This is a genomic window from Roseibium aquae, from assembly GCF_008711285.1.
GTDB classification, from domain to species: Bacteria; Pseudomonadota; Alphaproteobacteria; order Rhizobiales; family Stappiaceae; genus Roseibium; species Roseibium aquae.
Window position 1 is genome coordinate 1 of sequence record NZ_VXDC01000022.1, and the last position, 23839, is coordinate 23839.

The 23839-nt window shown below is 59.4% G+C and carries 21 protein-coding genes and 4 pseudogenes; 13 read left to right on the forward strand and 12 right to left on the reverse strand.

What is annotated here, in order from left to right:
• Positions 1 to 1145: 1145 nt before the first annotated feature.
• The 6 genes from F0184_RS19790 to F0184_RS19815 all read right to left on the reverse strand — a co-directional run bounded on the left by F0184_RS19790 (position 1146) and on the right by F0184_RS19815 (position 5546).
• On the reverse strand, positions 1146 to 2198 hold the full coding sequence (locus F0184_RS19790; protein WP_150497884.1) for an AAA family ATPase: 1053 nt from the start codon (positions 2196 to 2198) through the stop codon (positions 1146 to 1148).
• Positions 2198 to 2833, reverse strand: a complete 636-nt coding sequence (locus F0184_RS19795) for a DUF7146 domain-containing protein (RefSeq protein WP_206668390.1) — start codon at positions 2831 to 2833, stop codon at positions 2198 to 2200. Before F0184_RS19795 ends, F0184_RS19790 begins: the two co-directional genes overlap by 1 nt.
• Before the next feature lie 312 nt (positions 2834 to 3145).
• Positions 3146 to 3397, reverse strand: a complete 252-nt coding sequence (locus tag F0184_RS19800) for a transmembrane 9 family protein (protein WP_150497886.1) — start codon at positions 3395 to 3397, stop codon at positions 3146 to 3148.
• Positions 3394 to 3585 (reverse strand): helix-turn-helix transcriptional regulator, encoded by a 192-nt coding sequence (locus F0184_RS21150; RefSeq protein WP_150497887.1) that lies wholly within the window; start codon positions 3583 to 3585, stop codon positions 3394 to 3396. The genes F0184_RS19800 and F0184_RS21150 overlap by 4 nt, the downstream gene beginning before the upstream one ends.
• A 78-nt stretch (positions 3586 to 3663) precedes the next feature.
• Positions 3664 to 4302: a hypothetical protein gene (locus tag F0184_RS19810; protein ID WP_150497888.1), complete on the reverse strand. Its 639-nt coding sequence runs from the start codon at positions 4300 to 4302 to the stop codon at positions 3664 to 3666.
• On the reverse strand, positions 4299 to 5546 hold the full coding sequence (locus tag F0184_RS19815; RefSeq protein ID WP_150497889.1) for a tyrosine-type recombinase/integrase: 1248 nt from the start codon (positions 5544 to 5546) through the stop codon (positions 4299 to 4301). Before F0184_RS19815 ends, F0184_RS19810 begins: the two co-directional genes overlap by 4 nt.
• Positions 5547 to 5866: 320 nt before the next feature.
• Between F0184_RS19815 and F0184_RS19820 the strand changes: the two genes are divergently transcribed.
• Entirely contained in the window at positions 5867 to 7189 is a 1323-nt protein-coding gene (locus tag F0184_RS19820) for a DUF6538 domain-containing protein (protein WP_150497890.1), read from the forward strand.
• An 8-nt stretch (positions 7190 to 7197) separates the two neighbouring features.
• Here F0184_RS19820 and F0184_RS19825 read toward each other — a convergent pair.
• Positions 7198 to 7453: pseudogene (locus tag F0184_RS19825) on the reverse strand (transposase); the annotation flags it as partial.
• Here F0184_RS19825 and F0184_RS19830 point away from each other — a divergent pair.
• Positions 7443 to 8105, forward strand: a complete 663-nt coding sequence (locus tag F0184_RS19830; RefSeq protein WP_172972174.1) for a hypothetical protein — start codon at positions 7443 to 7445, stop codon at positions 8103 to 8105. The pseudogene F0184_RS19825 and the gene F0184_RS19830 sit on opposite strands and share 11 nt — an antisense overlap.
• A 178-nt stretch (positions 8106 to 8283) precedes the next feature.
• Here the strand turns inward: F0184_RS19830 and F0184_RS20655 are convergent, their stop codons facing one another.
• Together F0184_RS20655 and F0184_RS19835 are read right to left on the reverse strand one after the other, a co-directional pair.
• Positions 8284 to 8427 (reverse strand): hypothetical protein, encoded by a 144-nt coding sequence (locus tag F0184_RS20655; protein WP_172972175.1) that lies wholly within the window; start codon positions 8425 to 8427, stop codon positions 8284 to 8286.
• A 178-nt stretch (positions 8428 to 8605) separates the two neighbouring features.
• Positions 8606 to 8899: pseudogene (locus F0184_RS19835) on the reverse strand (winged helix-turn-helix transcriptional regulator); the annotation flags it as partial.
• A gap of 378 nt (positions 8900 to 9277) precedes the next feature.
• Between F0184_RS19835 and F0184_RS19840 the strand changes: the two are divergent.
• The 4 genes from F0184_RS19840 (at position 9278) to F0184_RS19855 (ending at position 12764) form a co-directional block, all read left to right on the forward strand.
• Entirely contained in the window at positions 9278 to 9979 is a 702-nt protein-coding gene (locus tag F0184_RS19840; RefSeq protein WP_150497892.1) for a DUF3592 domain-containing protein, read from the forward strand.
• A 121-nt stretch (positions 9980 to 10100) separates the two neighbouring features.
• Positions 10101 to 10628, forward strand: a complete 528-nt coding sequence (locus tag F0184_RS19845; RefSeq protein ID WP_150497893.1) for a hypothetical protein — start codon at positions 10101 to 10103, stop codon at positions 10626 to 10628.
• A gap of 23 nt (positions 10629 to 10651) precedes the next feature.
• Entirely contained in the window at positions 10652 to 11386 is a 735-nt protein-coding gene (locus tag F0184_RS19850; RefSeq protein WP_150497894.1) for a hypothetical protein, read from the forward strand.
• 112 nt (positions 11387 to 11498) lie between these two features.
• Positions 11499 to 12764, forward strand: a complete 1266-nt coding sequence (locus F0184_RS19855) for a hypothetical protein (protein ID WP_150497895.1) — start codon at positions 11499 to 11501, stop codon at positions 12762 to 12764.
• Between the two features lie 227 nt (positions 12765 to 12991).
• Here F0184_RS19855 and F0184_RS19860 read toward each other — a convergent pair.
• Positions 12992 to 13372 (reverse strand): annotated as a pseudogene (locus F0184_RS19860) (integrase core domain-containing protein); the annotation flags it as partial.
• Between the two features lie 345 nt (positions 13373 to 13717).
• The gene (locus F0184_RS19865) at positions 13718 to 14530 is read right to left on the reverse strand and encodes a helix-turn-helix transcriptional regulator (RefSeq protein ID WP_150497897.1); all 813 of its coding nucleotides are present in this window, start codon (positions 14528 to 14530) and stop codon (positions 13718 to 13720) included.
• 118 nt (positions 14531 to 14648) lie between these two features.
• On the opposite strand from F0184_RS19865, the gene F0184_RS19870 reads away from it, so the two are divergent.
• From F0184_RS19870 to F0184_RS20965, 7 genes and pseudogenes are all read left to right on the forward strand, one after another.
• A complete protein-coding gene (locus F0184_RS19870; RefSeq protein ID WP_150497898.1) occupies positions 14649 to 15788 on the forward strand; it encodes an ABC transporter ATP-binding protein in 1140 nt (379 codons plus the stop codon).
• 35 nt (positions 15789 to 15823) lie between these two features.
• The gene (locus F0184_RS19875) at positions 15824 to 16981 is read left to right on the forward strand and encodes an ABC transporter substrate-binding protein (protein ID WP_150497899.1); all 1158 of its coding nucleotides are present in this window, start codon (positions 15824 to 15826) and stop codon (positions 16979 to 16981) included.
• Between the two features lie 21 nt (positions 16982 to 17002).
• Complete coding sequence (locus F0184_RS19880; protein ID WP_150497900.1) at positions 17003 to 17854, forward strand: ABC transporter permease; 852 nt, start codon at positions 17003 to 17005, stop codon at positions 17852 to 17854.
• Positions 17855 to 17861: 7 nt separating this feature from the next.
• Complete coding sequence (locus tag F0184_RS19885) at positions 17862 to 18674, forward strand: ABC transporter permease (protein ID WP_150497901.1); 813 nt, start codon at positions 17862 to 17864, stop codon at positions 18672 to 18674.
• Between the two features lie 26 nt (positions 18675 to 18700).
• Positions 18701 to 19459 carry an SDR family NAD(P)-dependent oxidoreductase gene (locus tag F0184_RS19890; RefSeq protein ID WP_150497902.1) on the forward strand — a complete coding sequence of 253 codons (759 nt, stop codon included), beginning with the start codon at positions 18701 to 18703 and terminating at the stop codon, positions 19457 to 19459.
• Between the two features lie 38 nt (positions 19460 to 19497).
• Positions 19498 to 21945, forward strand: coding sequence for a GcvT family protein (locus tag F0184_RS19895; protein ID WP_150497903.1), 2448 nt, complete (start codon positions 19498 to 19500; stop codon positions 21943 to 21945).
• Between the two features lie 588 nt (positions 21946 to 22533).
• Positions 22534 to 22722: pseudogene (locus tag F0184_RS20965) on the forward strand (transposase); the annotation flags it as partial.
• 397 nt (positions 22723 to 23119) lie between these two features.
• Here the strand turns inward: F0184_RS20965 and F0184_RS20660 are convergent.
• The gene (locus F0184_RS20660; protein WP_172972176.1) at positions 23120 to 23431 is read right to left on the reverse strand and encodes a hypothetical protein; all 312 of its coding nucleotides are present in this window, start codon (positions 23429 to 23431) and stop codon (positions 23120 to 23122) included.
• Between the last annotated feature and the right edge of the window lie 408 nt (positions 23432 to 23839).

Sequence of the window (23839 nt, forward strand, 5' to 3'; positions counted from 1 at the left end):
CGGCTCCTTTTTGCTTCTTACCTCGCGCGCGGGCGTGAAAAAACTGTGTTAGCGTTTAATCGCTTCTCCCCGCGCCGTTCCCTAAACCTTTCATTCTAAAGAATTGACCACCCCCCCCAGGTCTGAACCTTTTTTCGGACGGTTTATGAAAGCACTGCTCCCCGCGCCGATCCTCCGGCTTTGCCGCCAGGGTTTACGTACCCCCTACCGGCCATTCAGGAGCGCGAAAGGAAGTGTCCCCACACCGGTCCCCCCGTGTAATAATATTGCGCGGCATTGGGACCATTTACTTGCCACCTACTTTGTGTGTGCTTTGCGCCTTGGGGCTTGGGGTCAAGTTGCGACGATACTGGCGCAAGTTGCGCCGGTTTAACCTCAGTCCACGCCCCTTGCGCCCTGGGCTTTTGTTTCAACTTGAAACGAAAGTCCCTTACCTCCCGTAAGTTCTCCTTCGGAACTTACAGCTCATGAAAAGGCGTTCCGGTCCGGAACAGCTTTTCAAGGTTCTCGTCCGGAACGTTGGCCACTTCGTTCCCCTTGCGACTTTTGGGTCAACTTGACCCGAAAGTCCCTTAGCCCCAGTCCACGCCCCTTGCGGCCCAGTGCATCGACTTTTGTCGCAACTTGCGACGATACTGTCGCAACTTGCGACAGTTTATCCCCAGCCACCTCGGCCCGCTCTTGCGCCCCAGTGCATCGACTTTTGGGTCAAGTTGACCCGAAAGTCCCTTCACTGTTCCCGTCTGGAACGATGCTTTGCGCCTTGGGGTTTTGGGTCAAGTTGCCCCGATACTGTTTCAAGCTGAAACAGTTTATCCCCAGCCACCTCGCTCCCCGCCACGGTTGGCGCGCGGTTTTAATATCGTTCCCGTTTGCAACGATTTTATCGCCCCTGCGCCTGCCAAAGTTACCGCTCGCCTCAAGGGGTGGTAACAACGGTAACAACGGTAACAAGTGGCCAATACCTCAAGTATATCAATGGCTTGAATTGTTACCGCTTGTTTTTGTTACCGGTAACAAGTGGGTTGTTACCGCTGTTTGTTACCGCTTGATTTTCTGCCGGTAACATTCGGCACAAAAAAAATGGCGGTTTCCCGCCATTCTCTAACGCGTTGTTACCGTTGTTACCGTTGTTACCGGGGGGTCTAGGTGTCGGTAACAACGTAATCCTTGTGAGCATACTGTCCGCGTCCGACCTTCTGGACCTGCCCGTCACTTGCCATCTTTATGAGAAGCCTCCGGATGCTGCCGCCCTTCATCCCCGTAAGGGCTTGAATGTCTGCGGGGCTCAGTGGCTCGTCGGCCTGCTCAAGCTCGGCCCTGATCCTCGCCCGCTCGTCAGACTGCCTGACCTCGCGTGCATCGCCTTGGAGCGTCCACAAACCACCGTCAAAGCGTAGCGCCGTCTCAAGCTCCTCAACATCCCGGCCTCTCACATAAAGGCTCATTCCGTTTGCATCCCTGTCCAGGACAAGCGTTGTGTCCGCACATGCCGACAGGCCATTAGATCCGCTAAGTGCTTCCAGTGGGTCGTCGGCCCCGCCCTTGCGCGTATGGTGAAGGCCGACCACCGCTATGCCGTGCTTGGTCGCCCATGCTTGCAGATCGCCAAAGGCCGCGTAATCGTTCTCGTAGCTGTTGCGGGAAACTTTGCCGGCGGGTTTAACCTTCTGCAGAACGTCTATGACGAGCATTCGCGGGTCGGGAACTGCGTTGCGCCAGTTCTCGGCCGCATCGATGAACCCTTGATCCAGCGGGATGATATCGGTAGCCCAGTCCAGCCGGGACAGGTCCGGCTCGCCATGGGGGAACAGGGTTCTAATCCGGCTTTGTATACGCCTTGGTCCATTTTCCATGTCGACATACAGAACGTTACCGGGGTCGACAGGAATGGAGCCCATAGCCATGCCGCCAGTGGCAACCGCCACCGCCCAGTCTATCGCCAGCCATGTCTTGCCAAGCTTCTGACGTCCGGCAAGAACGCTGAACCCTTCCGGCACGTAATCCGGCACAATCCACTTGGTCGGCTCAAATTCCTTGGCCATAAGGTCATTGGAACATGTGAAGTTGAACAGCCCCTTGCGCTGCCGGGCCTCGGCATTCGCTTTTTTTAAGTCTATAGCATTTTCATCCGTTATCGGGATCTCTTCAAAGCCAAATTGAGCAAGACGCTCTTCAGGTGAAATATAATCGTCCATTATGCGACCTCGTCCGCAAAGTCTGTTCCCAGGATGGACGGTTGCTTGACCACAACCTCACAGCCCGCATCACGCCAGCGCCGCGCACACTCATGCGCCGCCTTCTGGCCGGTTTCGTTTGGATCGTTGTCGGAGAAGATCGTCAGGTACTCGACGCCCGGCAGGACCGGCAAGGATTTGATGCCACCCGCCGACAGGCATGCCCACATCGGCCGGAACCCCATCGCAATCAGTGCGAGCCCGGTTTCGATGCCCTCGCAGATGTGAAGCCCGTGTGTCACGTCCTCATCCTGCGTTAGCTTCACGGCGCCGCCTTTCGCCGTGCCCAGCATCGCCTTGTCTTTTGGATGGAGCCTGGTTCGGTGCAGCCCTTGGAATTTGCCGGTCTTTGCGTTGACGATAGCCGCCAACATTGCCGGAACCCGCTCGCCCTTGAAGGGACAAGCCGGGTGGAAGCGCAGGCTTGAGGCCTCCGGCACGACCTCAAGCCCGCGCCCGGTCAGATACGCTTCAACCTGCGTGCCGTTCGCGGATCTCGCCTCGTTCCAGATACGTTGCGCAAAGTCCCGGTTGTCCTGACCGGTCGGTGTCGATGCCGGGGGCACGTAGACGGACCCGCCAAGAATCTGCCGCACATGGTCTTTGCACTCTCGCCAATCGTCGCCAGCGAAAGAATGGACGGTAAAATCATCGCCGTTAAAAGTGATAAACAAGCTCCGGTCAGAGCTTGAATGCCCCGGCCCAGGCATGACCACGCCGCGTCCCGCAACGTCGCCGCCTAGTTTGCGCGCAAGCGCCCTTAAATCGGACATGTCAGCCGATTTTTGATTGCAAGATCACGCTGCAGCGGCTACAAAGGTAGGGCTTAACCGCACCAAATTCGCCCCAATGATTTTGGTTTTGAAGGCCGGAGCTCTCCCCTCCGGCCTTTTCCGTTTCCTTATGCATCATGCGGCCCCGCTTTTCCGCGCGCGCTCGGCAAATCTCCGAGACCGCAGTGCATGGGTCCGGCCCTCAAGCATTTTCTTGAAAGCCGCAGTCGGTTCATTTGAAAGAAGCCGGTCCGCATCGTCCCAAGCGCTTTGATACAGCAGGATTTCGTGCTCTGGCGGTATAAAGTAATCGTTGTGCACGAGATCCCACCCGGCTTCGATCCGCTTAATATCGCCATGAATTTCGGTCGGTGTGCGAAGGCTCATTGCGCACCCCCTTGAGCTTTTGCCGCTTCCCACTTGACGATTTCGGAAAGCCTCCAACGGGTGCAGCCGTCAGACAAACGGACAGCGCGTGGAAGGTCTGTTCGCTCGCGATGCCAGCGCCACCAAGTATTACGGCTCACGCCATAGCGTGCAGCACAGTCTTTATCTTTCAGAAACGTATCAGGCATTGATTTGCTCCGGTTGTTACCAAAGCAAACAAGCCAGAGCACGTTGAAAACGTAAAAGGCAATAAAATGGCCGGGATTTTATTCCCGCAATTTGGCCCGCTGTCGGAATAGTCTTTCGAAGTAACGGGCGCGATTATCTGTTCCGGCCAGAGCCTCATTCTCTGCAGCGGCTCTCGCTGCTTGAGGGATTGATAGACCGTCTGCTACAGCCACACGCATTTCATCAAGCGCATCGACAACATTTCGCCAAGGGGGAGTGGCTCCCGGCCGGCCTTTTGGTTTGTGAGCGCTTTTAAGACAAGTCAGAATGTGTGAAATTTCCCGGTAGTGCTTATTTGCAAAGCCTCCCTTTTCGTAAAGCTGTTTAAACTGGCTCCTTTGCTGTGGGTCCGCACTACGTAAGCCCGCAAGAAAATTTTCAACCGGCTGCAACTCACCATTCTTAATCCGGCGAAACCTTTCTGTGATTTCAGGCGGATCGGGATCAATACATTTTGCAAGGCGAGATCGTTTTGCGTCGTATTCGCCGCACAACTTCAATCTTTCAATTTCGCGCAAAGCAGCACGATCTGCAGCCAACACACGGCGCGTCAAATCATCATCCAGCGCGTGCTGCTCTTGAGACCAAAGAATCTCTTCCAAGTCGATCTCATCCAGAGTGGCGATTCGATATTCCATCCAGGTTAGCGTGTCACTAAAGCGCAGAACATCCTTCATCGCGCGACCTCCAGCTTTACGACCTTTGCGGCCGTCTCACCCGTCAAGAAACGCGCCCAAGCGGCCATCATTTGCCGCCGCTTTTCAATCATGTCAGAGCGTCGATAGGCTCTTTCGACGGCGCTGCCAACCACGTGTGCAAGCGCTAACTCGGCCATGTCACGGTCAAACTCGGTGCGCTCCGCCGCCCAATCCCGGAAGCTTGACCGAAGTCCATGCGGCACGGCCAAACGGCCCGTTCGCGGGTCGGGGTATCCGCCTTCACGCGCCGCATGCATCCGCTTCATGCAAGCGCTCAAAGCCGCGTCAGACAGCATGCCACCTCTCGCAGCGGGAAAGACAAAATCAACGCCCTCAAAGCGGGGGAGGGCGCGCAGCAGGTCGATTGCGTCATTGGTCAAAGGAACCCGGTGCTCGCGTTGCGCCTTCATCCGCTCGGCAGGAATGATCCACAAGCCCGCGTCCAGGTCGATTTCTGCCCACGTTGCCCCGCGCACCTCGCCGGACCGCGCCGCAGTCATCGCAAGAAATTCCAGCGCGCGTGTTGCGATGCCGGTACGCGACCTAAGATCCGCAAACCATTCCGCAATATCGCCCAGAGCAATCGCCGGATTGTGAACAACCTTCGACACCTTGCCCGGTTTTGGCAAGACCGCGTCGAGATTGCCCTTCCACCTTGCCGGGTTGTCGCCGCTCCTGTGTCCGCCGACAGTCGCCCAAGAGAGAACCGCCTCGATCCGTCCGCGCAGTCGAGACGCGGTCTCGGTCTTTTCTGTCCAAATTGGCTGCAAGACGCGCAGAATGTCGGCGACCTCAATTTGTGATACGGCCATCCGGCCAATGACCGGCACAGCGTAATTGTCCAATGTGCTTCGCCACTGTGCCTTGTGTTTCGCGTTTCGAAACTCGGCGGTTCTGGCTTCAAGCGTCTTTTCCATCGCTTGCGCAAATGTCATGCGGCGCTTGTCTTCGAGAGGGTCGACACCATCCCAGATTTTTTGCTTGATGATCCGCGCCCGGTCCCGCGCCTGTGCAAGGGTAACGTCAGGGTAAGACCCGAGACCCATCTCGCAGCGTTTTCCATTCATTCGGACCCGCAAAAGCCAGGATCGCGCGCCATTAGGCGTCACTTGCATTTGCAGCCCACCTACCCCCCCAACCGGCACGCAAACATTGCGGCCCTTGCCTGGGTGTTCGATCCGCCGGACCTCTGCAGCGGACAATTCTCGCGCTTTTTTGGGCATTCGATTCCCAATTCTCCGCCTAACCGGTTTTGATTCCAAAAACTGGCTTTTTGGGCGGGTAGGAAGACAGTCAAAAAAGCGGTTTACCCGTCCACTTACCCGCCCAAAAGACATAGCATTGAACGGTATTGAATGAAACAGGGTGTTACAAAATTAGGTGTTAAGTTATTGAAAAGTAATATAGAAAAAATACTGGATGGTGCAGCCTGTTACCCCATTTAGGCGGCCTTCCTCTCCGCCACTCATAAGTTATTGATTTTATTGAAAATGACGTGTTTTCGGGCGGGTTTGTACCCACATTTGTACCCGGGAAGTCGTCAATGCGGTACCTCACCCAACGCTCAAGCGGCTTTCGCTTCCAGATCCGGATTCCCTGTGATCTTGAAAGCATTTATGGCAAAACACCCATCCGGATTTCACTCGGGCCGATTCCCGCTATCAAGGCTAGACGTCTTAGCAGGCTGTTGGCTGGGCGGGTTGAAGTCGCGTTTTTTAAATCTCGTTTGCGGGGAACTATGAGCCGTTCCGACAGTCCAGATACCGATCCGCGTGATCAAATCATTGAAGAGCTACAGGACATGCTCTTAGCGGCTATTTTGGACGGTGAGACTATTCAGGCGCAATTGGAAGAAAAGCACAGGCTTGAGGTCAAGACGCTTAAGCTAAGAATGCTGACCGACGAGTTAACTAACCAAAAGGCGATGACTGAGCGCATGAACCTTGTCGGTGAAAAGATAAGGTCGCTCGCGGAAACCGCAAAGGAAGTAGTCAAGTCTCAGAAGGATGGCACGACTACGGCTTCGGCGTCATCGTCAATAAAAGAGATGGCTCTACAGATCCAACAAATGCAATCATTGCTTGCCCAAACCCTAAGCGGAGGGCCGCCGAAGCCGCTGCTGTCCGAAGTTTTGGAAAGATGGAAAAAGGCGAAGCTAAAGCAAGATGTCGCTGCGAAGAACGTGAACGGGCAGATCAATCGAATACGGAATTTCATTGATTTTTGCGGTGATCGACCGTTGAACAAGTACAAATTCCTAGATTTTCAGGAATACGCCAACCTGCTGGTTCACGTTCCTGCGAACTGGAGTCGGCGTCCGGAGATGCGCGATGGAACTTTGCAAGAGGCCGCTGACCACAACAATGGACTTCCGCCCAAGCGAAGGCATGAAACATTTACCGAAACCACAATTTCCGAAAAGTACCTGAGCCCGCTCAAGAGCATATTCCGGGATATGGCAGGTCAGCATGACTTTCCAAATCCGTTTGTTGGTGTCGCAGTGCGCATTTCTACCGAAGCTCGAGAATCGGTCGAACGAAATTCGCTTTCAACCGACGAGTTGAACGTCTGGTTCCGGAGCGCCGCTCATGAAAAACGTCCGGACCTGAAATGGCTGCCACTGCTCGCAACACTGACAGGTGCTCGTCTCGCCGAACTGTTGTTTCTACAAGGCAAAGACATAATTGAAGTGACGCCCGGTCGTTGGGCGGCAGACTTGACGAAGCCCTTGGAAAATGAAGAGGGAGAGGAAGAGGAACGAAAAACAAAGAACCGGGGGAGCAAGCGTCTGTTTGCGCTTCATAGCGCGCTCATCGAAGCCGGGTTCATGCGATATGTCGCTAGCCGCGGCCAGGTTCAGGCATGATTGGCCATCCGGGAAGGCTCCCACGACCCGTGTCCTTCGCCTGATTTCCTTCATGATCCGTTCCAGCGGGTTGTTTGTCCTGATCTTGCGCCAATGGCTGTCCGGAAAGCCGTAATAGGTCAACGTCTCGCCGATGCTCTCTTCAATGAGATCGGCTGCTCGTGTCAGGCGTTGCGCCCGTAGATCCGCGATCACCGCTTCGGCCTTTTCCTGTGCAGCCTTTCGGTTCTCCTGGGAATGGATTGCCTTCAGCATGTGGGTCATCCGCCTCTCGAGGATCGAGACACGCGGCTTCATGGCGAAGCTCCGCGACGTCTTCAGGGGTTCGGAAGAAAAGCTTGATCGTCAGCTCACCGTGCGCTTCGCAGCGGCGAAGGCGATCGTCGACGGCCATCCACCGGAGCCCGAATGGCTCCTGGCGGCCCGGCACACGAAAGTCGAACTCCAACGCCGGTACAGCAAAGCCTGGATGAAAGCCTCGACCTCGTGGGAGGCCTTCAAATCCTTGAAGGAGCGGAAGCCGAATTGGGCGCTCCGGCCCGTTGCGTACCGTCGCTGGAAACGAGAGATGGATCGCCTACGGTCGATCGCCGTAAAAGCGTCCGATCGGAAAGCGTTCCTGAAGGAACGCCGTGACGTCTCACAATGGCAGCTTGAGAGTGCCGAGCGCCATTGGAAGGACCATCCCTCGAGGAAGAGGCTAGAGGAGCACTCCAAGGATTCGAAGTTCGAGGCAATGCGCGAATTGAAATTGATCGGTGAGATCCGCCGGATGACGAAGGATGATCCGATTAATCGGCGTCGGCCGATCGACCAACTTGCGGGCGAGGCGGCTGAGAATATCCAGAAGCGCGACTATGAGGAAAGATTTCAGTGTGAGATCGATCCGGAAACGACGACGTCGTTCAGGATGTAAGGTTTCGAAAAAGGGTGCTCTGGCTCACCAAAGATCAGAACTCCGGCCCATCCGTCGCTTCTTGACGTGGCACCCGGCTGGTTACATTACAAGGCTCGCTTCGCTTTCCACCTTCTAATGCACCCCTCCGGATGCCTTTCTGGTCAAGCGACGGCGGCTCCGAAGATCAGATCTTCTCTCAGGTGAAATCTTCGATGTCGGTTTGAACGGGTTCCGGGTTGTTCACTCGCTGTGCGGGCGGGATGAGATGACCGTATTGTGTCATGGGCATGTAGCCCTCGAACCGATCCTGAATCGTTGCGAGACGAAGAGCAGTGGACATGTCGGGTTCGGAATAGAGAACCTTAGCAACCGCCTTCAGGAAGTGCTCGACGCTCTGCTGTTGTAGCTTCCTGTTAAATCGATACTCCCAGGCGCGTCGCGCATCTGAACGTGCCGCCTTGCCGGAGCGCCCGGAAAGCGCGGTCGATGAAGGATGAACCGCGCCATGCCGATAGCTTCACCCGGCCATAGGAACCATCATAGCCGAGGCTCACCAGATCGGCGTGCAGTTGCTTCACCGTCCGTTTCTGCTTGCGCGATTTGTTCGACTCTGCCCGCAACCAGGCCGACAACTTATCGGCAAAGATATCGAGTTTGCTGGGCCGTTCGGGAAGCTTGAATGTGGGTTCAACCGTATCGGCGCGCAGATACTTGCGCACTGTGTTCCGGGACAATCCGGTGCGCCGGGAGATCTCCCGGATCGAAAGCTGATCACGAAAATGCCAGCGCCTGATAACGCTCAACAACGCCATGTCTATCACTCCGTCGTCCCCCGCCGAAATCACGCAGGGGTGGGTTTAAACATGGGTCAGTTCTCAGTGAAAAAATCGGGCCTTACCGGGTCAGTTCTCAGTGAAAATCAACATTTCCCGCACATCGTTGTTTCCTTTTGGACAAATCGTTCTGTTGTTAGAAAAGAAGGCGTAAGCCCCAGATATAGGCAAGTTCAATGTGGTTATGCTTCGTCGGAATACTCAAGAAAAGCTGAAGGTGGAGAGCATTCGACCTCAGTCCTACTACCACTGCCTCCATCATCGGGTTAGATACTGTATTTAGTGAGAGACTCAGTTTTGTTTCGCGGAGCATCTTCGTTTATAAAACTGTGATGTGGCGATGCGATTTTCGCTTTCATGCGGAGTAATGGATTTGTTCTCGGCACCGCTTTCATTGCCGTGGCCGGCATCGCTATCGTCTTTGGCATCCTGCGGAGCGGCGCGGCCGGCGAGATGGAACGCTACGGCGTTCGCGTCGCGGGCGTCGTTGTAGAGAAGCGGACGGCCCAGGTCCGGCGCACCTCCGGAGGCGTAGCAGGCTACGACACCGAGTGGCTTCTTCGCTATCGGTACGAGGTGGCGGGCGGAGCATCGGTCGAGGAAGAGAGGGCCGTCCCGCGGGCCTTTTGGGAAACCCTGGCCGTCGGGGAGTCGGTCGACCTCCGCTACCTTCCGCGAGACCCCCGGCGCCACGACCTGGTCGATGACGAGATCGCGAGCGAAGCCTTCGCCTTCTTCGCCGGCGGGGGCGCGTTCGGCGCAGCCGGGCTTGCCCTCATCGCAGCATCGGCCGTCGCGGCATCCCGGACAGCACGGGTCCTCGCGCGCGGGGTCGAGCGTGATGCGGAGGTGGTGGCGATCGAGCAGCTGGACTCGAAGTCCGCCTCGGCGGGCCGCTGGAGGGTCAGATACCGCTATACCGATGAAGCCGGCGTGACCCATGTCCGAGCCGCGTTTCCGACTGGGGGCCGGGCGAAACCGCCCGAGGTGCGCGCGCGCATCCGGATCCTCGTGGACCCGGCCCGCCCGTCGGACAGTCGTTGGGTGGGGGAGGTTTAGCCTTGCCACTACGCGACGGTTGGTGCCACTTGCAGGGGAGACTTGCCATTCGCGGGGCTGGTAACGCGGTCGCCTCATCGGAAGGTGCGCCACTCAGGGTCTATCCAATGTTGGAACCCGCATGGTGAACCGCGCGACTCTTCTTGTCCTCGGCGGCGCGACGCTCGGCTTTCCGGGGTACGGTGCCGCTGCCGTCGCGCGCGAAACTGCCGGTGCTCCCGATGCGGCCGGCATGTCGGGCCATGGACCGGCGCGGCAAGGGGCGGCGTCGGAAAACGCGCGGCCTGACATGGCTGGGCAGCTTTCCCAGGCCTCGCTCGCGGGCGAGAGGCTCGTCCACTGCCTGATCGATAACGGCGCCGAGCGATACGACGGCCCGTGCCTCTTCAGAAGCGGCGAGGGCAATTCGTTTTTTGTCCGACGCGCGGATGGCTGCCTTCGCTTCGGGGACGGGACCGACGTTTCGGTCGTCCTGACAGGCCGAGGCCAGGCCGAGGATCGCGGTCTGACGAGGAGCGGCATCAATGCGCGCATGGGTGCAGTCCTGTGCTCGGATGCGGACAGGGCCTGCAGGCTGCCGGAGGACGGCACGTTGTCTGCGACTATGGCTGAGGCAGCCGGAGAGGGTAGGGCATGCGCGGCCTTTTAGGCGGGAGGAAAGGAAGATCGGCGATGGGCCTGAAGCGGATAAACGTGTTGGCCGCGGCGGCGATCCTTTCCGCCTCGCAGATCTCCGCAGCGGTTGCCCAGGCCAACCTGGCAAGCTGCCCGGCCCTCGGCGCGTATCCGGCGGAGGAACTGGCGAGCTTTCGGGAGATGCGGGAGCCCTTCACGATACCGCCGCATTTCCGGAACGTGATGGCTTATGATGGCGATCATGTGGCCGTTTCGACGCTCGGGGGGGGCATGATCTGCGACGAGGCGGTCTGGATGTCGAACTTTGCGGAGCCCGAGTTCTTCAGGTCCGACAGGTTTCTTGGATATGCGTGGGTCGGGGCCGACGCCTATGGATACAGGGTGTTCGACCGCGCCGGATCGGGCGGGATGGTGGACACGGGCCTTCGGCCGGCCTTCTCCGACGGCGGTCGCCGGATGGCCGGCCTCAACGCGTCCGATGCCGGTGCGGGCGCGCTCGAGGGCTTCGCGATCTGGGACATCGGCGCGACGGGCCTTGCGGACATCCACTTCGCGGGGAGCCATGATGTCGGGTTCTCCGCGGTTCCGATCGTCGACCCGCGGGTCGAGCGGTTCATGGGCCAAGATTGCGTGCTGGTCACCGCGTTCTTGCAGTCCGAGATCGAGGCGGCAAATTTCGATCCCGACCGGGTCGAGCGCAGGTCCCTGATCGCGCGCGACGCCGAGAACTGGATCATCCGCGAGGGCCAGCCCGACGAGTGCAGAGGATGACCGCCAGAATGATGCCACTCGATCTTAAGCCGGGAGCGACCATGTCCGTGCCAATCCGCAAGGTCACGGGGATCTGCGGTCGGCCTGGCTGCGCTTGCCGGGAGACCGGCCGATGAAGCGCGTCGCGGGGATTGTCGGGGCTGTAATGCTGGGGTTTGTGGCACTGGTGGCGGTTCCGCTGGTGGTCGATCGGGCGAGCCCACTCGACGCCGAGGCCATGCGGACCGCGCGGATCGAGCCATTCGGATCGGTGGAGGTGCCGGCGCAAATGGATGGGCCGACCATTCCCTTTGCCGGTGCCCGGTCCTACGGCCCGCCCGAGGCGCGTGTCGAGGTCCTGGGTTACGTCGATGATGGAAATTCCGAGGGATGGACGAGCCTGAAGCCCGGCCCCTTCGTCGACTACTATTTCGAGCGCGAGGTCGGCCAGGTCTTCATGGGCGGCTTCCGGATCGCGCCCAGCATGCTGGTCGTGCGCCTGGGGCGCGGGGAGAGCGCACTCGAGCCCGAAGATCATGCCCGTGCCGCCGCGAGCCTCGGGAAGGACCCACAATGGCCGAACGCGGGCAGGCGCGAGACCGCCGGTCGCCCCGATTTCACGTCGGGCTGGCGCACGCGGCCCGATGGCGTCGAGGTCGCGCGGGTCGCCTACAAACGGGACGATGCACGCGATCCGACGGCGTGGGTGGCGCGCCAGGGGCCGCATGTGGTCGTCCTGCTCGACGCCATGGGCACGCCCGAGGACGTGGGCGCACGGATTGTGCTTGATGCGGTGTCCTCGATTGATCCGGGGGCGGGCCTCGAGGCCTATTTCGCCGAACTCGATCGCGCCGAGGCTGTATCGATGGAGCGAGTCGCGGGAATGCGCGCGGCCCTGCGCCAGGCGCTCGAGCGCCTTGGTGGCCCGGCCGCCGATGCGGCCTTGCCTGGCGTGAGCGGTCGGTGGGTTCTGCGCGAATGGACGAACGAAGGCGCGCCGGACATCCCGCTGATGTCGGTCGGCTACCGCGCGGGCACCGTTGTCCGGACCGCCGACGCGGAGGCCGATGCGGAGGCGTGGTTCGCCCTGCGGCAGATGTTGATCGACCGGTTCGACATCTACCCCGTCGGCATCCGCCGCGACGAGACCGGGATGCCGCGCGTTTACGAACTCGAGGCGCTTCCGCCGGACAATCTGGGTCCACCCGGCCTTTACGGCGCCGCCCCGGCGATCATCGATGCCGCGCCGCCGCCGCCGGGCCGCACGGATCTGTGGCTGTCGTGGACGACAAACTTGCGCTGGGATCGGGCTTACGACCCCGCGCGGATCCAACACGCGGCGGAGGCCCTGGCGCGCGAGGCTGCGCCGAGCGGTGTGTATGATGCTGCCGGCGAATGAACCTACTGACAAACTGGCGCAGGTCGTAGGCGACGCGTGCTAACAGCCGACATCGGACACTTTGGATCTCAACCGGGTCATATGAAAAATATAGATATCATTCGCAATGCCAAGCGTGAATGCCGTAGACGATGGAGAACCTTCCACCACGGTCCCGTCCGCGCTGCCACTTGCCCCCCGTCCGATCCGGAGACATAGTTATCGGTTTGTACCGGAGACATGGGTTGCAACCTCGTGCCGAACGGGTTGTTGATTGTCTGTAGTGTTCTCTGCTCCAGATTGATGTATCCCAGATCATTGGTCATGACGCTGATCAGCCAAATTCCCTCCTCCACTTCCTTGATCCCGAGTTTCTGACCGGCCAGAACGGTCGAGACGTTGATCTTCTTGCGATGCATGCAGATCCGTCCGCACGCGGTGACCAAAGCGTCCCGGTCATGGAAGGGATAGTCCAGCTCCGGCAGGCCCTGATACTGCCGCGTCGAGGGCCTGTAGACTTCAGCCGGTGTCTTCATTTCAAGCGCTTCATGAGGGCGCTCCTCATTGAATTCCTTTATAAACGCGTCGAACTTGGCCTGCTGTTGCAGGCTGTTCATGACCGGCGGCCGAATCACCGGTCCCGGCGGAGCTGCCAAATTGCTGGAGATGAAGCCGTCGACGCTCTATTCCCGTCTGCGCTGCCTTGGCCTGCACGACTGATCCGAAGACCCGCATTCGGATGATGGTAGTGACTTGAGGAGCGGACGATCGCTTCAAGAAACCGGACAGCAGTGTACATGGGCCGGGCTCCGCGCTGTTGCTGCGGATTGGCTCTGGAGCCGGGTGCCGATGGTCCCGGTTGAAGACCGGCGGCGACTGACTCTTGCTTGCCGCGCTTCTCCGGGCGAGACGAGACGGAGCCCAAAAGCAATGCCCGCGTGCTTCCCTCAGAGACACGCAGGCAGGACGGGTTCTCAGGCCGTCGCGGAGGGATTGGCACTGGCCAGAAAAGGAGTCGTGCCGCTGGCGAGCATCGCATTAATGAAAAAGGAAAACAGCTCTCCCTGAGAACTGATCCTTAGTTTGGTGTAGATGTTCCGGCGGTGAATCCGCACCGTTCCGGACGAAATCGACAACAGTTTTCCGGTGGCGTCTGCCGAGTGTCCCCTCAGTGTCAGTTCGACGATCTGACGCTCGCGGGCTGTCAGAACACCTTCGCCGATACTGCGAAAGGCGCTTTCGATCCGGTCTCCCATGCTGCTTGCCTGCGCACGGTCCGAAAACGTCAGATCCTTCCAGTGTTTCCGGCAGGCTGCATCGATGACGGGCCAGACCCGCCTCAGGGCACGCACCTCGGCGCTGGAAAACCTCTTCTCTTTGCGCATCAGAGACACGACGATAAGAAGATCCGCGTTGACCCGGATCAGGAAACCGATCTCCTCCGCCAGCCCGGTCTGGGCATAGTAGTTTCGGTAGTATTCACCCTGGTAAAACCGGTCTGGAGCGATCTCGCGCATGCGCCACAGCCCCGGCTCGGCCGGCTCTAGCGTGATCAGGAAAAACGGATCCAGCAGGTACGGACCTTCCTGATACTCCTCGACATGCAACCGGCGCCGGTCTGGCGGAAAATCATCGAATAGATCTATCGGCCGCTCCGACCCGACATAGCCAAAGATTACGGCGAAATCGTACGGTGCAACTTCGCGCAGGCCTTGCGCCAGAGCGTCACCAAAGCCGGGCGTCCCGATGTTCTCCACGATCCGTCCCGCCGGGTCCATCCAGTCCATCTATTAGCCCCTTGCGTATCATCTATGCGTAAACTCATATAATGAATTGAGTATTTACAGAAAACGCTAATTTCTCTCAACTATCCGTATTCCTGCGATATTCTACAGATTGGGTTTGATGACACATATTCCGATAGATCTGCAATATGCCACAAGCGAGCAGCCGGATGCCCGGCCGCCAATTGCAGCATTACGGAATGTTTTTAAGGTCTTTGGAGATGTGGTTGCGGCGGATCAGCTCAATCTCAGCATCGCCCCGGGAGAGTTCCTGTCATTTCTCGGTCCGTCGGGCTGCGGCAAGACGACAGCATTGCGCATGCTAGCAGGTTTCGAGGCCCCAACCAGTGGCGAAGTGCTGATCGACGGCCAGGTAGTCAACACAATCGAACCCTACGGGCGGCCGGTGAACATGGTGTTCCAGAGTTACGCCCTGTTTCCGCATATGAACGTTGCCGACAATATCGGCTACGGTTTGAGACAGCGGCGGCCGCGCCTGGCCCGGGCGGAGATCGCCCGCAAGGTCGGACGGGCCCTCGAGATCGTGCGCCTCACCGGCTTCGAAAAGCGCCGTGTCTGGGAGATGTCCGGCGGACAGCAGCAACGCGTGGCGCTTGCCCGGGCCATCGTCAATGAACCGAAACTGTTGCTTTTGGACGAACCACTCGCTGCTCTTGACCGCAAGCTGCGCAAGGAAATGCAGATTGAGTTGCAGGATTTGCAGCGGCAGATCGGGATCACCTTTGTCCTGGTCACCCATGACCAGGAAGAGGCGCTGTCCCTCAGCGACCGCATTTGCGTGATGCGCGAGGGACGGATCATTCAAACGGGAGACCCGCAAAATCTCTATGATCATCCCAAGTCTCGCTATGTCGCGGACTTTGTCGGGACCTCGAATTTCATCGATGGCCGGGTCGAGCATGTTGCGGACGGGGTTGCTACCCTAGCGACACCCTCCGGCCTGCGCCTTCAGGGCGCGGCCAACGCGGGACTGAAGGCAGGCGACGAAGCGTGCCTCAGCGTTCGTCCGGAACAGATCCACATGCATCGCGACGCGGCGCCCGGAAGTCTGCCGGGCACGGTCCACAACCGGATCTTTCTCGGAGAACACACCGAGTATCTCGTCCAGCAGCCGGCGCTTGGCAGCCTCAATGTGCTTGCGCCGCGCCAGGGACAACCTGACGACTTGTCGTTCCAGACCGGCGAACCGGTCCACATCAACTGGAACCCGGCGCGGGCACTAGTGCTCAGCCCGGACTGAGGCTTTTCAACCCAAGCAGCAGGGAGTACCGGCAGATGACGGATACTGGCTACATATCGAAGTGGAAGTTCATGGAAGAGTTGCGGCGCTACCGGAAAGGTTCGGTCAGCCGCCGCCATTTCCTTGGTGTCACCGGACTGGGCGCCGCAACAGCGGTTCTTGGCACGGCAATGCCCGCCTTGCGGCCACGAGCGGCACTGGCCTCGAGCGACATCGGCGACCGGGTGGTGCTGGCGACCTGGCCGAATTACCACGACACCGCCAATTTCGACATGTTCACCGACGCAACCGGTGCCTTTGTGCAGGTGAATGTGTTTGGCTCCAACGAGGAAATGCTAGCCAAACTCCAGGCCGGTGGCAGCGGTTGGGATGTGTTCGTCCCGACAAACTACACTATCACGACCTATGTATCCGAGGATCTGATCGAACCGCTCGATGTCTCGAAGCTTCCGAACTACGACGCGGATGCGTTCGATCCGCGGTTCTCGGACGCGGGTACCGTGGACGGCACCCTATACGCCGTCCCGAAGAACTGGGGCACCACGGGGTTTGCCGTGAACACTTCGCACGATGGTGGCACGTCTCTGACGAGTTGGAAGGACTTCTTCGACCGCACGAAAGATGATTTCTCGGGCCGGACGATGGTGCATGACTATCAACTCACGACCATCGGCAACGCGCTGAAATACTTCGGCTACTCCTTCAACTCTGTCGAAGAATCCGAGCTTGCCGATGCGGAGAGACTGCTGATCGAAGTGAAGCCGCATCTTTTCGCGATTTCTTCGGACTATCAGCCGGCCATGCGATCGGGCGATGCGTGGCTTACCATGTGCTGGACCGGCGACGGCAAGCAACTCAACGCCGACATGCCAGAGATCGCCTTTGTGCTCGGCCGCGAAGGCGGCGAGGTCTGGAGCGATTACTACGCTATTCCGAAGGGCGCACCGCATCGGGACGCCGCCTACGCCCTGATCAACTACATGCTCGATCCGCAGGTGAATGCGCGTGAGGTCGTGGCCCATGGCTACCCGGTCGCTGACGCGAACACCAACGCGCTGCTGCCCGAAGCCATCTTGAACGATCCGATCCTCTATCCGGCGCAGGATCTCCTGGATGCCCTGGAATTCGGCGCCGCGGCGACCCTGACCGATCCGAACCGTGCCGAGTTGCTCGCGCGGTTCAAGTCGGCCTGAGGACGGAGGGGCGGCACGACCATGACCCGTCGCGAACGCAACTGGCTGCTCGTCACGCCTGCCGCAGCTTGGTTCGTGGTGATGCTTGTGCTGCCCCTCAGCGTCATTTTCGTGTTCAGCTTTGGAGAGCGGGGGCCGGCCGGCGGCTATGTTCCCGCTTTCACCTTTGAGCAATACGCAAACCTCCCGGCGCGGTTCACTGCGTTCAAGAACACCATGATCCTCGCGCCGCTCGGCACCATCGCCGCTATGCTGATCGCCTATCCCTTGGCCTACCAGCTCGCAGTCCGAACCGATCCGAAGTGGAAGATCATCCTTCTGGTCCTTGTGATCGTGCCGTTCTGGACCTCGATCCTGATCCGTAGCTATGCGTGGATCTTCATCCTCGGCGGAAGCGGGCTTCCGGCTCTTCTCGAGATGGTCGGCATAGAGGGCGTGCGGCTGATCTACACCCCGTTCGCGGTGCTGATCGGCATTGTCTACGGCTATCTGCCGCTAATGGTGTTTCCGATCTATGTCAGCCTCGACCGGCTCGACAAGCGCCTTCTGGAAGCGTCAGCCGATCTTGGGGCAAGGCCATTTTCGACCTTTCTCCAGGTCACGCTGCCGCTGTCCATTCCGGGTGTAGCCACCGGATGCATGCTCGTATTCATCCTGCTGATGGGCGAGTTCCTGATCCCCGCGCTGCTCGGCGGCGGCAAGGTCTTCTTCGTCGGCAACGCGCTCGTCGACCTTTTCCTGCAGTCGCGTAACTGGGCCTTTGGCTCCGCGGTGGCCTTCACGCTGATTGTTATCATGCTGGTGACCGTCACGGTCTACATGCGCCTGATCGCCAGGCTGCACAGCGGCCGCCAAGACATATCGATCATGTGAGGCCGCGATGCGGATCTATGCTTTTTGCGTCTACCTGTTTCTCTACACGCCGATTGCGATCATCGCGCTGTTCAGCTTCAACGCCGGGCGACACGCCAGTCAGCTGCAGGGTTTTTCGGTCCAGTGGTACGTGCGCGCGTTCCGAAATCCCTTTGTCATGGATGCGCTGGAAACAAGTCTGATTGTCGCCTTTGTTTCCGCAACTCTCGCCAGCGTTCTGGGAACGCTTGCCGCGGTCGGCCTTCAGACCATGCGCGGACCCGCCCGGGCAGTCTTTGACGGGGTCATCTATGTCGCGATCATGATCCCCGGCATTGTCATCGGCATCGCCACGCTGATCGCGCTTGTTACGGTGTTTGACGTCCTCAATCCGCTGCTGGCGTCTCTTTGGTTCGAAGATCGCCAGCCGCCCAGGCTTTCCATGGGCATCGGGTCCCTGATCGCCGCCCATACCATGTTCACGATGGCGCTTGTCATCGTCATCGTCCGGGCGAGGCTCGCCAGCCTAGAACAGGTCCTCGGCGAAGCGTCGGCTGACCTTTACGCCACGCCGCTCGCAACGTTCATGCAGGTGACGCTGCCACTGATCGCCCCCGCGATCCTGGCCGGCTTTCTTTTGAGCTTCACGTTCAGCTTCGACGACTTCATCATCGCGTTCTTTGTGGCCGGGTCAGAGACGACGCTGCCGATTTATGTCTTTTCGTCGATCCGCCGTGGCGTCACACCCGAAATCAACGCAATCGGCACCATAGTCATGGTCGCCTCACTGCTTCTGTTGATCATCGCCCAGCTCATCCTCCGGCGCCGGCCGGAACGGTGACGCGAATTGGGGAAAAGGAGATACCCATGCAGCTTGAAAACCGGGTCGCCTTCGTCACGGGTGCCGGATCTGGGATTGGCGCCGCCGGAGCAAGAGCACTGGCGCGCGAAGGGGCGATCGTCGTCGTCACGGACAGGGACCGCGCGGCGGCTGGGGCGGTGGCGGACGCGATCAATAAGGAAGGCTTCAGGGCCGAGCCGCTTGAGCTGGACGCAACGCACGACGTGGCACTGCGTGCTGCCATCGCCGACACCGCCGAACGCCATGGACGGCTTGATATTCTGCATTCCCACGCTGGCATCCAGATCGAAGGCAAGCTGGAGGACGTCAAGGTCGAGGATATGGACGCCTCCTGGGCGCTGAACGTGCGCTCGCATTTCGTGGCCGCGCAGGCGGCTCTCGGTCCTATGCGGGCGCGGGGCGCTGGCAGCGTTATCATCACCTCATCGAATTCTGGCGTTCAATACGATCGCGAGATGATCGCCTATTGCACCACCAAACATGCCGTGCTGGCCATGACCCGGCAGATGGCGGCCGACTACGCGCCCGAGAACATCCGCTTCAACGCGCTGTGCCCTGGCTTCATCGATACCGCGTTCAACCGCGGGTTCGAAGTCCAGATGGGCGGACGTGACAAGCTTGAGGACTACATCGCCAACACGTTGCCGATGGGCCGGTTTGGAACCGTCGAAGAGATCGCCGACAGCATCGTGTTTCTGGCGTCCGACCGGTCGTCGTTCATGACCGGACACGCGCTGGTCATTGACGGCGGCGAGTGCATCTGACCTCATTTCGACCCAGCCCGGATCGCAACGGAGCGCACATGAGCGGATTACCAGCAAATGCAAATGTCGTCATCATCGGAGGCGGCGTTATCGGAACGTCGGTCGCCTATCACCTGGCACAGCAGGGGTGGACCGGCGTCGTGCTCTTGGAGCGCAAGCGCCTGACATCGGGCACGACCTGGCACGCCGCCGGTCTGATCGGACAGCTGCGATCCTCGCCCAGCATGACCCGGCTGGCGAAATACACGCAGGAGCTTTACAGTACCCTCGAAGAAGAAACCGGCATTGCGACCGGTTTCCGGCGGTGCGGCTCGATCACCGCCGCGCTGACCGCCGAACGGCGCGAAGAAGTCTTCCGCACCGCGGCGATGGCCCGCGCCTTCGGCGTTGAGGTGGAGGAACTTGGTCCCGGCGAGATCAAGGCGCGCTACGAGCATCTGAACATCGACGGTGTCACCGGTGGGGTCTGGCTGCCGAGCGATGGCCAGGGCGATCCAACAAACATCACGATGGCGCTGGCCAAAGGCGCGCGCAACAACGGCGCGCGGCTGGTCGAGAATGTCGAGGTCACGGGGATCACGCGCCGGGGACGCCGTGTCGTCGGGGTCGACTGGCGCGACGAAACCGGGGTGGAAGGCCATATCGCGTGCGAACATGTGGTGAATTGCGCGGGAATGTGGGGCCGGGAGGTGGGTCGCATGGCGGGCGTGAACATCCCGTTGCACGCCTGCGAGCATTTTTACATTGTGACCGAGCCGGTGCCCGGCCTCGGGGCCGTACCAGTCCTCCGGGTGCCCGACGAATGCACCTACTACAAGGAGGACGCCGGGAAAATGCTCGTCGGCGCGTTCGAACCGGTTGCCAAGCCCTGGGGCATGGACGGCATTCCGGACCACTTCGAGTTCGACCAGTTGCCGGAGGATTTCGACCATTTCGAACCGATCCTCGAAGCGGCCTGTAACCGGATGCCGTTGCTGGCCGAGGCCGGCATTCACACGTTCTTCAACGGACCCGAAAGCTTCACTCCCGACGACGCCTACCATCTGGGCCTTACGCCTGAAACGGACAATTTCTGGGTCGCGGCCGGGTTCAATTCCATCGGTATCCAGTCGGCGGGCGGGGCCGGCATGGCCCTTGCCAGGTGGATGGAGGACGGCGAGAAACCGTTCGATCTCGGAACGGTGGACATCGCGCGAATGCAACCGTTCCAGGGCAACGCGCGGTATTTGTATGAGCGGTCCAAGGAGACCCTCGGGCTGCTCTACGCCGATCATTTTCCGTTCCGCCAAAAGGCGACGGCGCGGGGCGTCCGGCGCAGCCCGTTCCACGATCACCTGATCGCGCAGGGCGCCGTCATGGGCGAAGTCTCCGGCTGGGAGCGGGCCAACTGGTTTGCCCGCGGCGGCGAGGAGCGCGCCTATCGGTATAGCTGGGGCCGTCAGAACTGGTTCGAAAACGCCGCCGAGGAACACCGGGCGATCCGGGAAAATGTCGGCATGTACGACATGTCATCCTTCGGAAAGCTCAAGGTCGAAGGACCGGAAGCGGAGGCCTTTCTCAACCGTGTCTGCGGCGCCAGCCTGTCGGTTCCGCTGGACAAGATCGTCTATACGCAGATGCTCAATTCCCGCGGCGGGATTGAGGCGGACGTGACGATCACCCGATTGTCGGAAACGGGTTATCTGGTGGTGACCCCGGCGGCGACACGCCTGGCGGACCAGACCTGGCTGTTGCGCCACGCGGACGGCTTCCGCGTGACGATCACCGACATGACGGCCGCCGAGGGGGTTCTGGCCGTCATGGGGCCGAAGTCCCGCGATCTGTTGAGCCGGGTCAGCCCGGACGATTTCTCCAATGCCGCAGCGCCTTTTGGCACGGCGCGGCCGATCGAAATCGGCATGGGGCTCGCCCGCGCCCACCGGGTCAGCTATGTTGGCGAGCTCGGCTGGGAAATCTATGTGCCGGCCGATATGGCGGGGCATGTCTTCGAAACGCTTCTGGAGGCGGGACAGGATGTGGGCCTGAAGCTGTGTGGCCTGCACATGATGGATAGCTGCCGGATCGAAAAGGCATTCCGCCACTTCGGTCACGACATCACCAGCGAGGATCACGTGATCGATGCCGGACTGGGCTTTGCGGTGGATACCAAAAAGGCCGACTTCATCGGCCGCGACGCAGTTCTGCGGCGCGAGGAGACCGGGCCGCGGATGCGCATGCTGCAGTTTCTCTTAAAGGACCATGAACCGCTGCTCTATCACTATGAACCGATCCTGAGGAACGGCGACATCGTTGGTCACCTGACATCGGGAAATTACGGCCACAGCCTGGGCGGCGCTGTAGGTCTTGGCTATGTCCCCTGCGCAGGTGAAAGCACGGACGACGTGCTTGCCTCAACCTTCGAGATCGACGTCATGGGCACGCGGATCGAGGCGGCCGCCTCTCTGCGTCCGCTTTACGATCCGAAGGGCCTGCGCATGAAAGCTTGAGTGGCTGCGCGGGAAGGCCCGACCGCCTGCGCCGCCAAACCAGTCTGGACCCGTGGTTGTTGGGCAAGGCGCTGCGAGAACCAGGCCGACGCACCGAAACCGAGACAGCGTTACGGGCTGACAACCGAGCGGTTGTAAGCCGTTTCTTGGCATCGACACGAATAGGGAACAAATGGCTGTGCATTTATTTTCTGGCGAGATGGTCTCTGCTTTTGTACGGAGAAAATCACGATATCAGATGCGGAAGGCCCCTTCCTCATCGTCAAAAAGGCACTTTTATCCAACAGGTTGAACGGTGTGATACATTTTTCTTGTTTTGGAAATGCAGGAAAAATGGGCATTCGGGCCCCCTGACACCCGTTGTTCAGCGAGATAAGCCGGTCGAGGTCGTGCCGTTGGGCGCAAAACGATTGTCGTTAGCCGGGACTGGATTGCCGTTATGTGGGATTGCCCGCCGTTTAACCGGTCGCAACAAGCCCGAACCCGGGATCGCTATGTCTTTGCGCAAACTGATTTTGGCGTTACTTGGTATTGTGTGATGGCATTTTGCGGTTACGCGATCTGTGTTTTGAGAGGCCTGTCGGGGACTTGTCTGAGTACGCGCGGGGGATGAGCACCCGCAAAATCCGGGGGCATAACGAAGACATCTATGGCGTCGAGGCCTCACCCAGTCTGATTTCAGCGATCACGAATGCCGTCGTGGACGAGGTCAGCGCTTGGCAAAAACGGCCGCTCGAACCCTGCTATCCGGCGGATTTCATGGACGCGAAGCGGCTTTCAGGCGACACCGAGCGGCAGACGACGTGTGGTAACGCCACGCGGTATCCGCACACTTGTTTCGTGTTCGTTTTTGGTCATCTTGAGTACATACCAAAAAGGGAGCGCGCTATGCGTCGCACCACCACCATGACAGTTCGCGTGAGCGGCGCGCTCAGCGAGTTCGTCGCAACCAATGTCGGCGAGGACGGAGCGTACAAGAATGTCAGCGAATACATCAGGGATCTGATCCGTCGCGACGAAGAGCGTGCGCAGCGCGAAGCGTTCGATCGATTGAAGGCCGAGTTGAACCGCGCCTTCGCGGCGCCCGAGGACAGCTACAAGCCGCTGAACGCTGCTGAGGTGATCGCCCGGAACCGGACCTGAGTCCATGGCGATCGGGGTCCATGAGACGGCCTCACTGCGTCTCGACGAAATCTACCGCTAAACCCGCGACCGGTAGGGTGAGGCGCAAGCCGAGATCTACATCACCGGTCTGTTCGCCGCTTTCGAGCAGATCGACACACGCGGAGTCACGTCGAGACCCGTGCCGGCCGAGTTCGGGGTCGAGGGATACTTCTTTCGCTACGAGAGCCATTTCGTATACTGGCGGCGATTGCCGAACGGGGACATCGGAATTTCCACCATCCTCCACGAGCGGATGCATCAGATGGACCGCTTCAAAAAAGAATTCTTGTAAGCAATTGTTGTAAATAGAAATCTGAACCAAGTCCGAACTGCAGCAAGTCCGACAGAATTGGAGAACGTTGGATCTGAGGCCCGTCCCCTCCGCCACTTGCCCTCGCGAAAGCGTTCTCTCGATCCGGCTGCGGCCGGATTTTTCCGTTGTTTTCGAGGGTTATGCGGGAGGGGCTGAGCACTGCCCCTGCTGCCAAGAGGCCCGGAAGCGGTCTCTGAGGGCCGATATTCTTCGGACCTGATGACTGCGCGGATTTGGTGAATAGCTTGTAAGGCGCTGAAATGATGTAATTTTGGGAGGTGTGCGGCTGAACTGTTGATTTTCACTGAGAACTGACCCGGTATTTCCACCGAGAATTGACCCGCCTTTTGTGTATGGAACGGCGGTTACGCCGTGGTCAAGATTTTGGCTTCCTCCCTTCGTTGTCGGCCTGATTTG

What these genes read in the sequence shown, in the direction of transcription:
- F0184_RS19790 (WP_150497884.1), bottom strand. Translation starts at nt 2,198, where the DNA reads ATGGACGATTATATTTCACCTGAAGAGCGTCTTGCTCAATTTGGCTTT.
- F0184_RS19800 (WP_150497886.1), bottom strand. Translation starts at nt 3,397, where the DNA reads ATGAGCCTTCGCACACCGACCGAAATTCATGGCGATATTAAGCGGATC.
- F0184_RS21150 (WP_150497887.1), bottom strand. Translation starts at nt 3,585, where the DNA reads ATGCCTGATACGTTTCTGAAAGATAAAGACTGTGCTGCACGCTATGGC.
- F0184_RS19810 (WP_150497888.1), bottom strand. Translation starts at nt 4,302, where the DNA reads ATGAAGGATGTTCTGCGCTTTAGTGACACGCTAACCTGGATGGAATAT.
- F0184_RS19815 (WP_150497889.1), bottom strand. Translation starts at nt 5,546, where the DNA reads ATGCCCAAAAAAGCGCGAGAATTGTCCGCTGCAGAGGTCCGGCGGATC.
- F0184_RS19820 (WP_150497890.1), top strand. Translation starts at nt 5,867, where the DNA reads ATGCGGTACCTCACCCAACGCTCAAGCGGCTTTCGCTTCCAGATCCGG.
- F0184_RS19830 (WP_172972174.1), top strand. Translation starts at nt 7,443, where the DNA reads ATGTGGGTCATCCGCCTCTCGAGGATCGAGACACGCGGCTTCATGGCG.
- F0184_RS20655 (WP_172972175.1), bottom strand. Translation starts at nt 8,427, where the DNA reads ATGTCCACTGCTCTTCGTCTCGCAACGATTCAGGATCGGTTCGAGGGC.
- F0184_RS19840 (WP_150497892.1), top strand. Translation starts at nt 9,278, where the DNA reads ATGCGGAGTAATGGATTTGTTCTCGGCACCGCTTTCATTGCCGTGGCC.
- F0184_RS19845 (WP_150497893.1), top strand. Translation starts at nt 10,101, where the DNA reads ATGGTGAACCGCGCGACTCTTCTTGTCCTCGGCGGCGCGACGCTCGGC.
- F0184_RS19850 (WP_150497894.1), top strand. Translation starts at nt 10,652, where the DNA reads ATGGGCCTGAAGCGGATAAACGTGTTGGCCGCGGCGGCGATCCTTTCC.
- F0184_RS19855 (WP_150497895.1), top strand. Translation starts at nt 11,499, where the DNA reads ATGAAGCGCGTCGCGGGGATTGTCGGGGCTGTAATGCTGGGGTTTGTG.
- F0184_RS19865 (WP_150497897.1), bottom strand. Translation starts at nt 14,530, where the DNA reads ATGGACTGGATGGACCCGGCGGGACGGATCGTGGAGAACATCGGGACG.
- F0184_RS19870 (WP_150497898.1), top strand. Translation starts at nt 14,649, where the DNA reads ATGACACATATTCCGATAGATCTGCAATATGCCACAAGCGAGCAGCCG.
- F0184_RS19875 (WP_150497899.1), top strand. Translation starts at nt 15,824, where the DNA reads ATGACGGATACTGGCTACATATCGAAGTGGAAGTTCATGGAAGAGTTG.
- F0184_RS19880 (WP_150497900.1), top strand. Translation starts at nt 17,003, where the DNA reads ATGACCCGTCGCGAACGCAACTGGCTGCTCGTCACGCCTGCCGCAGCT.
- F0184_RS19885 (WP_150497901.1), top strand. Translation starts at nt 17,862, where the DNA reads ATGCGGATCTATGCTTTTTGCGTCTACCTGTTTCTCTACACGCCGATT.
- F0184_RS19890 (WP_150497902.1), top strand. Translation starts at nt 18,701, where the DNA reads ATGCAGCTTGAAAACCGGGTCGCCTTCGTCACGGGTGCCGGATCTGGG.
- F0184_RS19895 (WP_150497903.1), top strand. Translation starts at nt 19,498, where the DNA reads ATGAGCGGATTACCAGCAAATGCAAATGTCGTCATCATCGGAGGCGGC.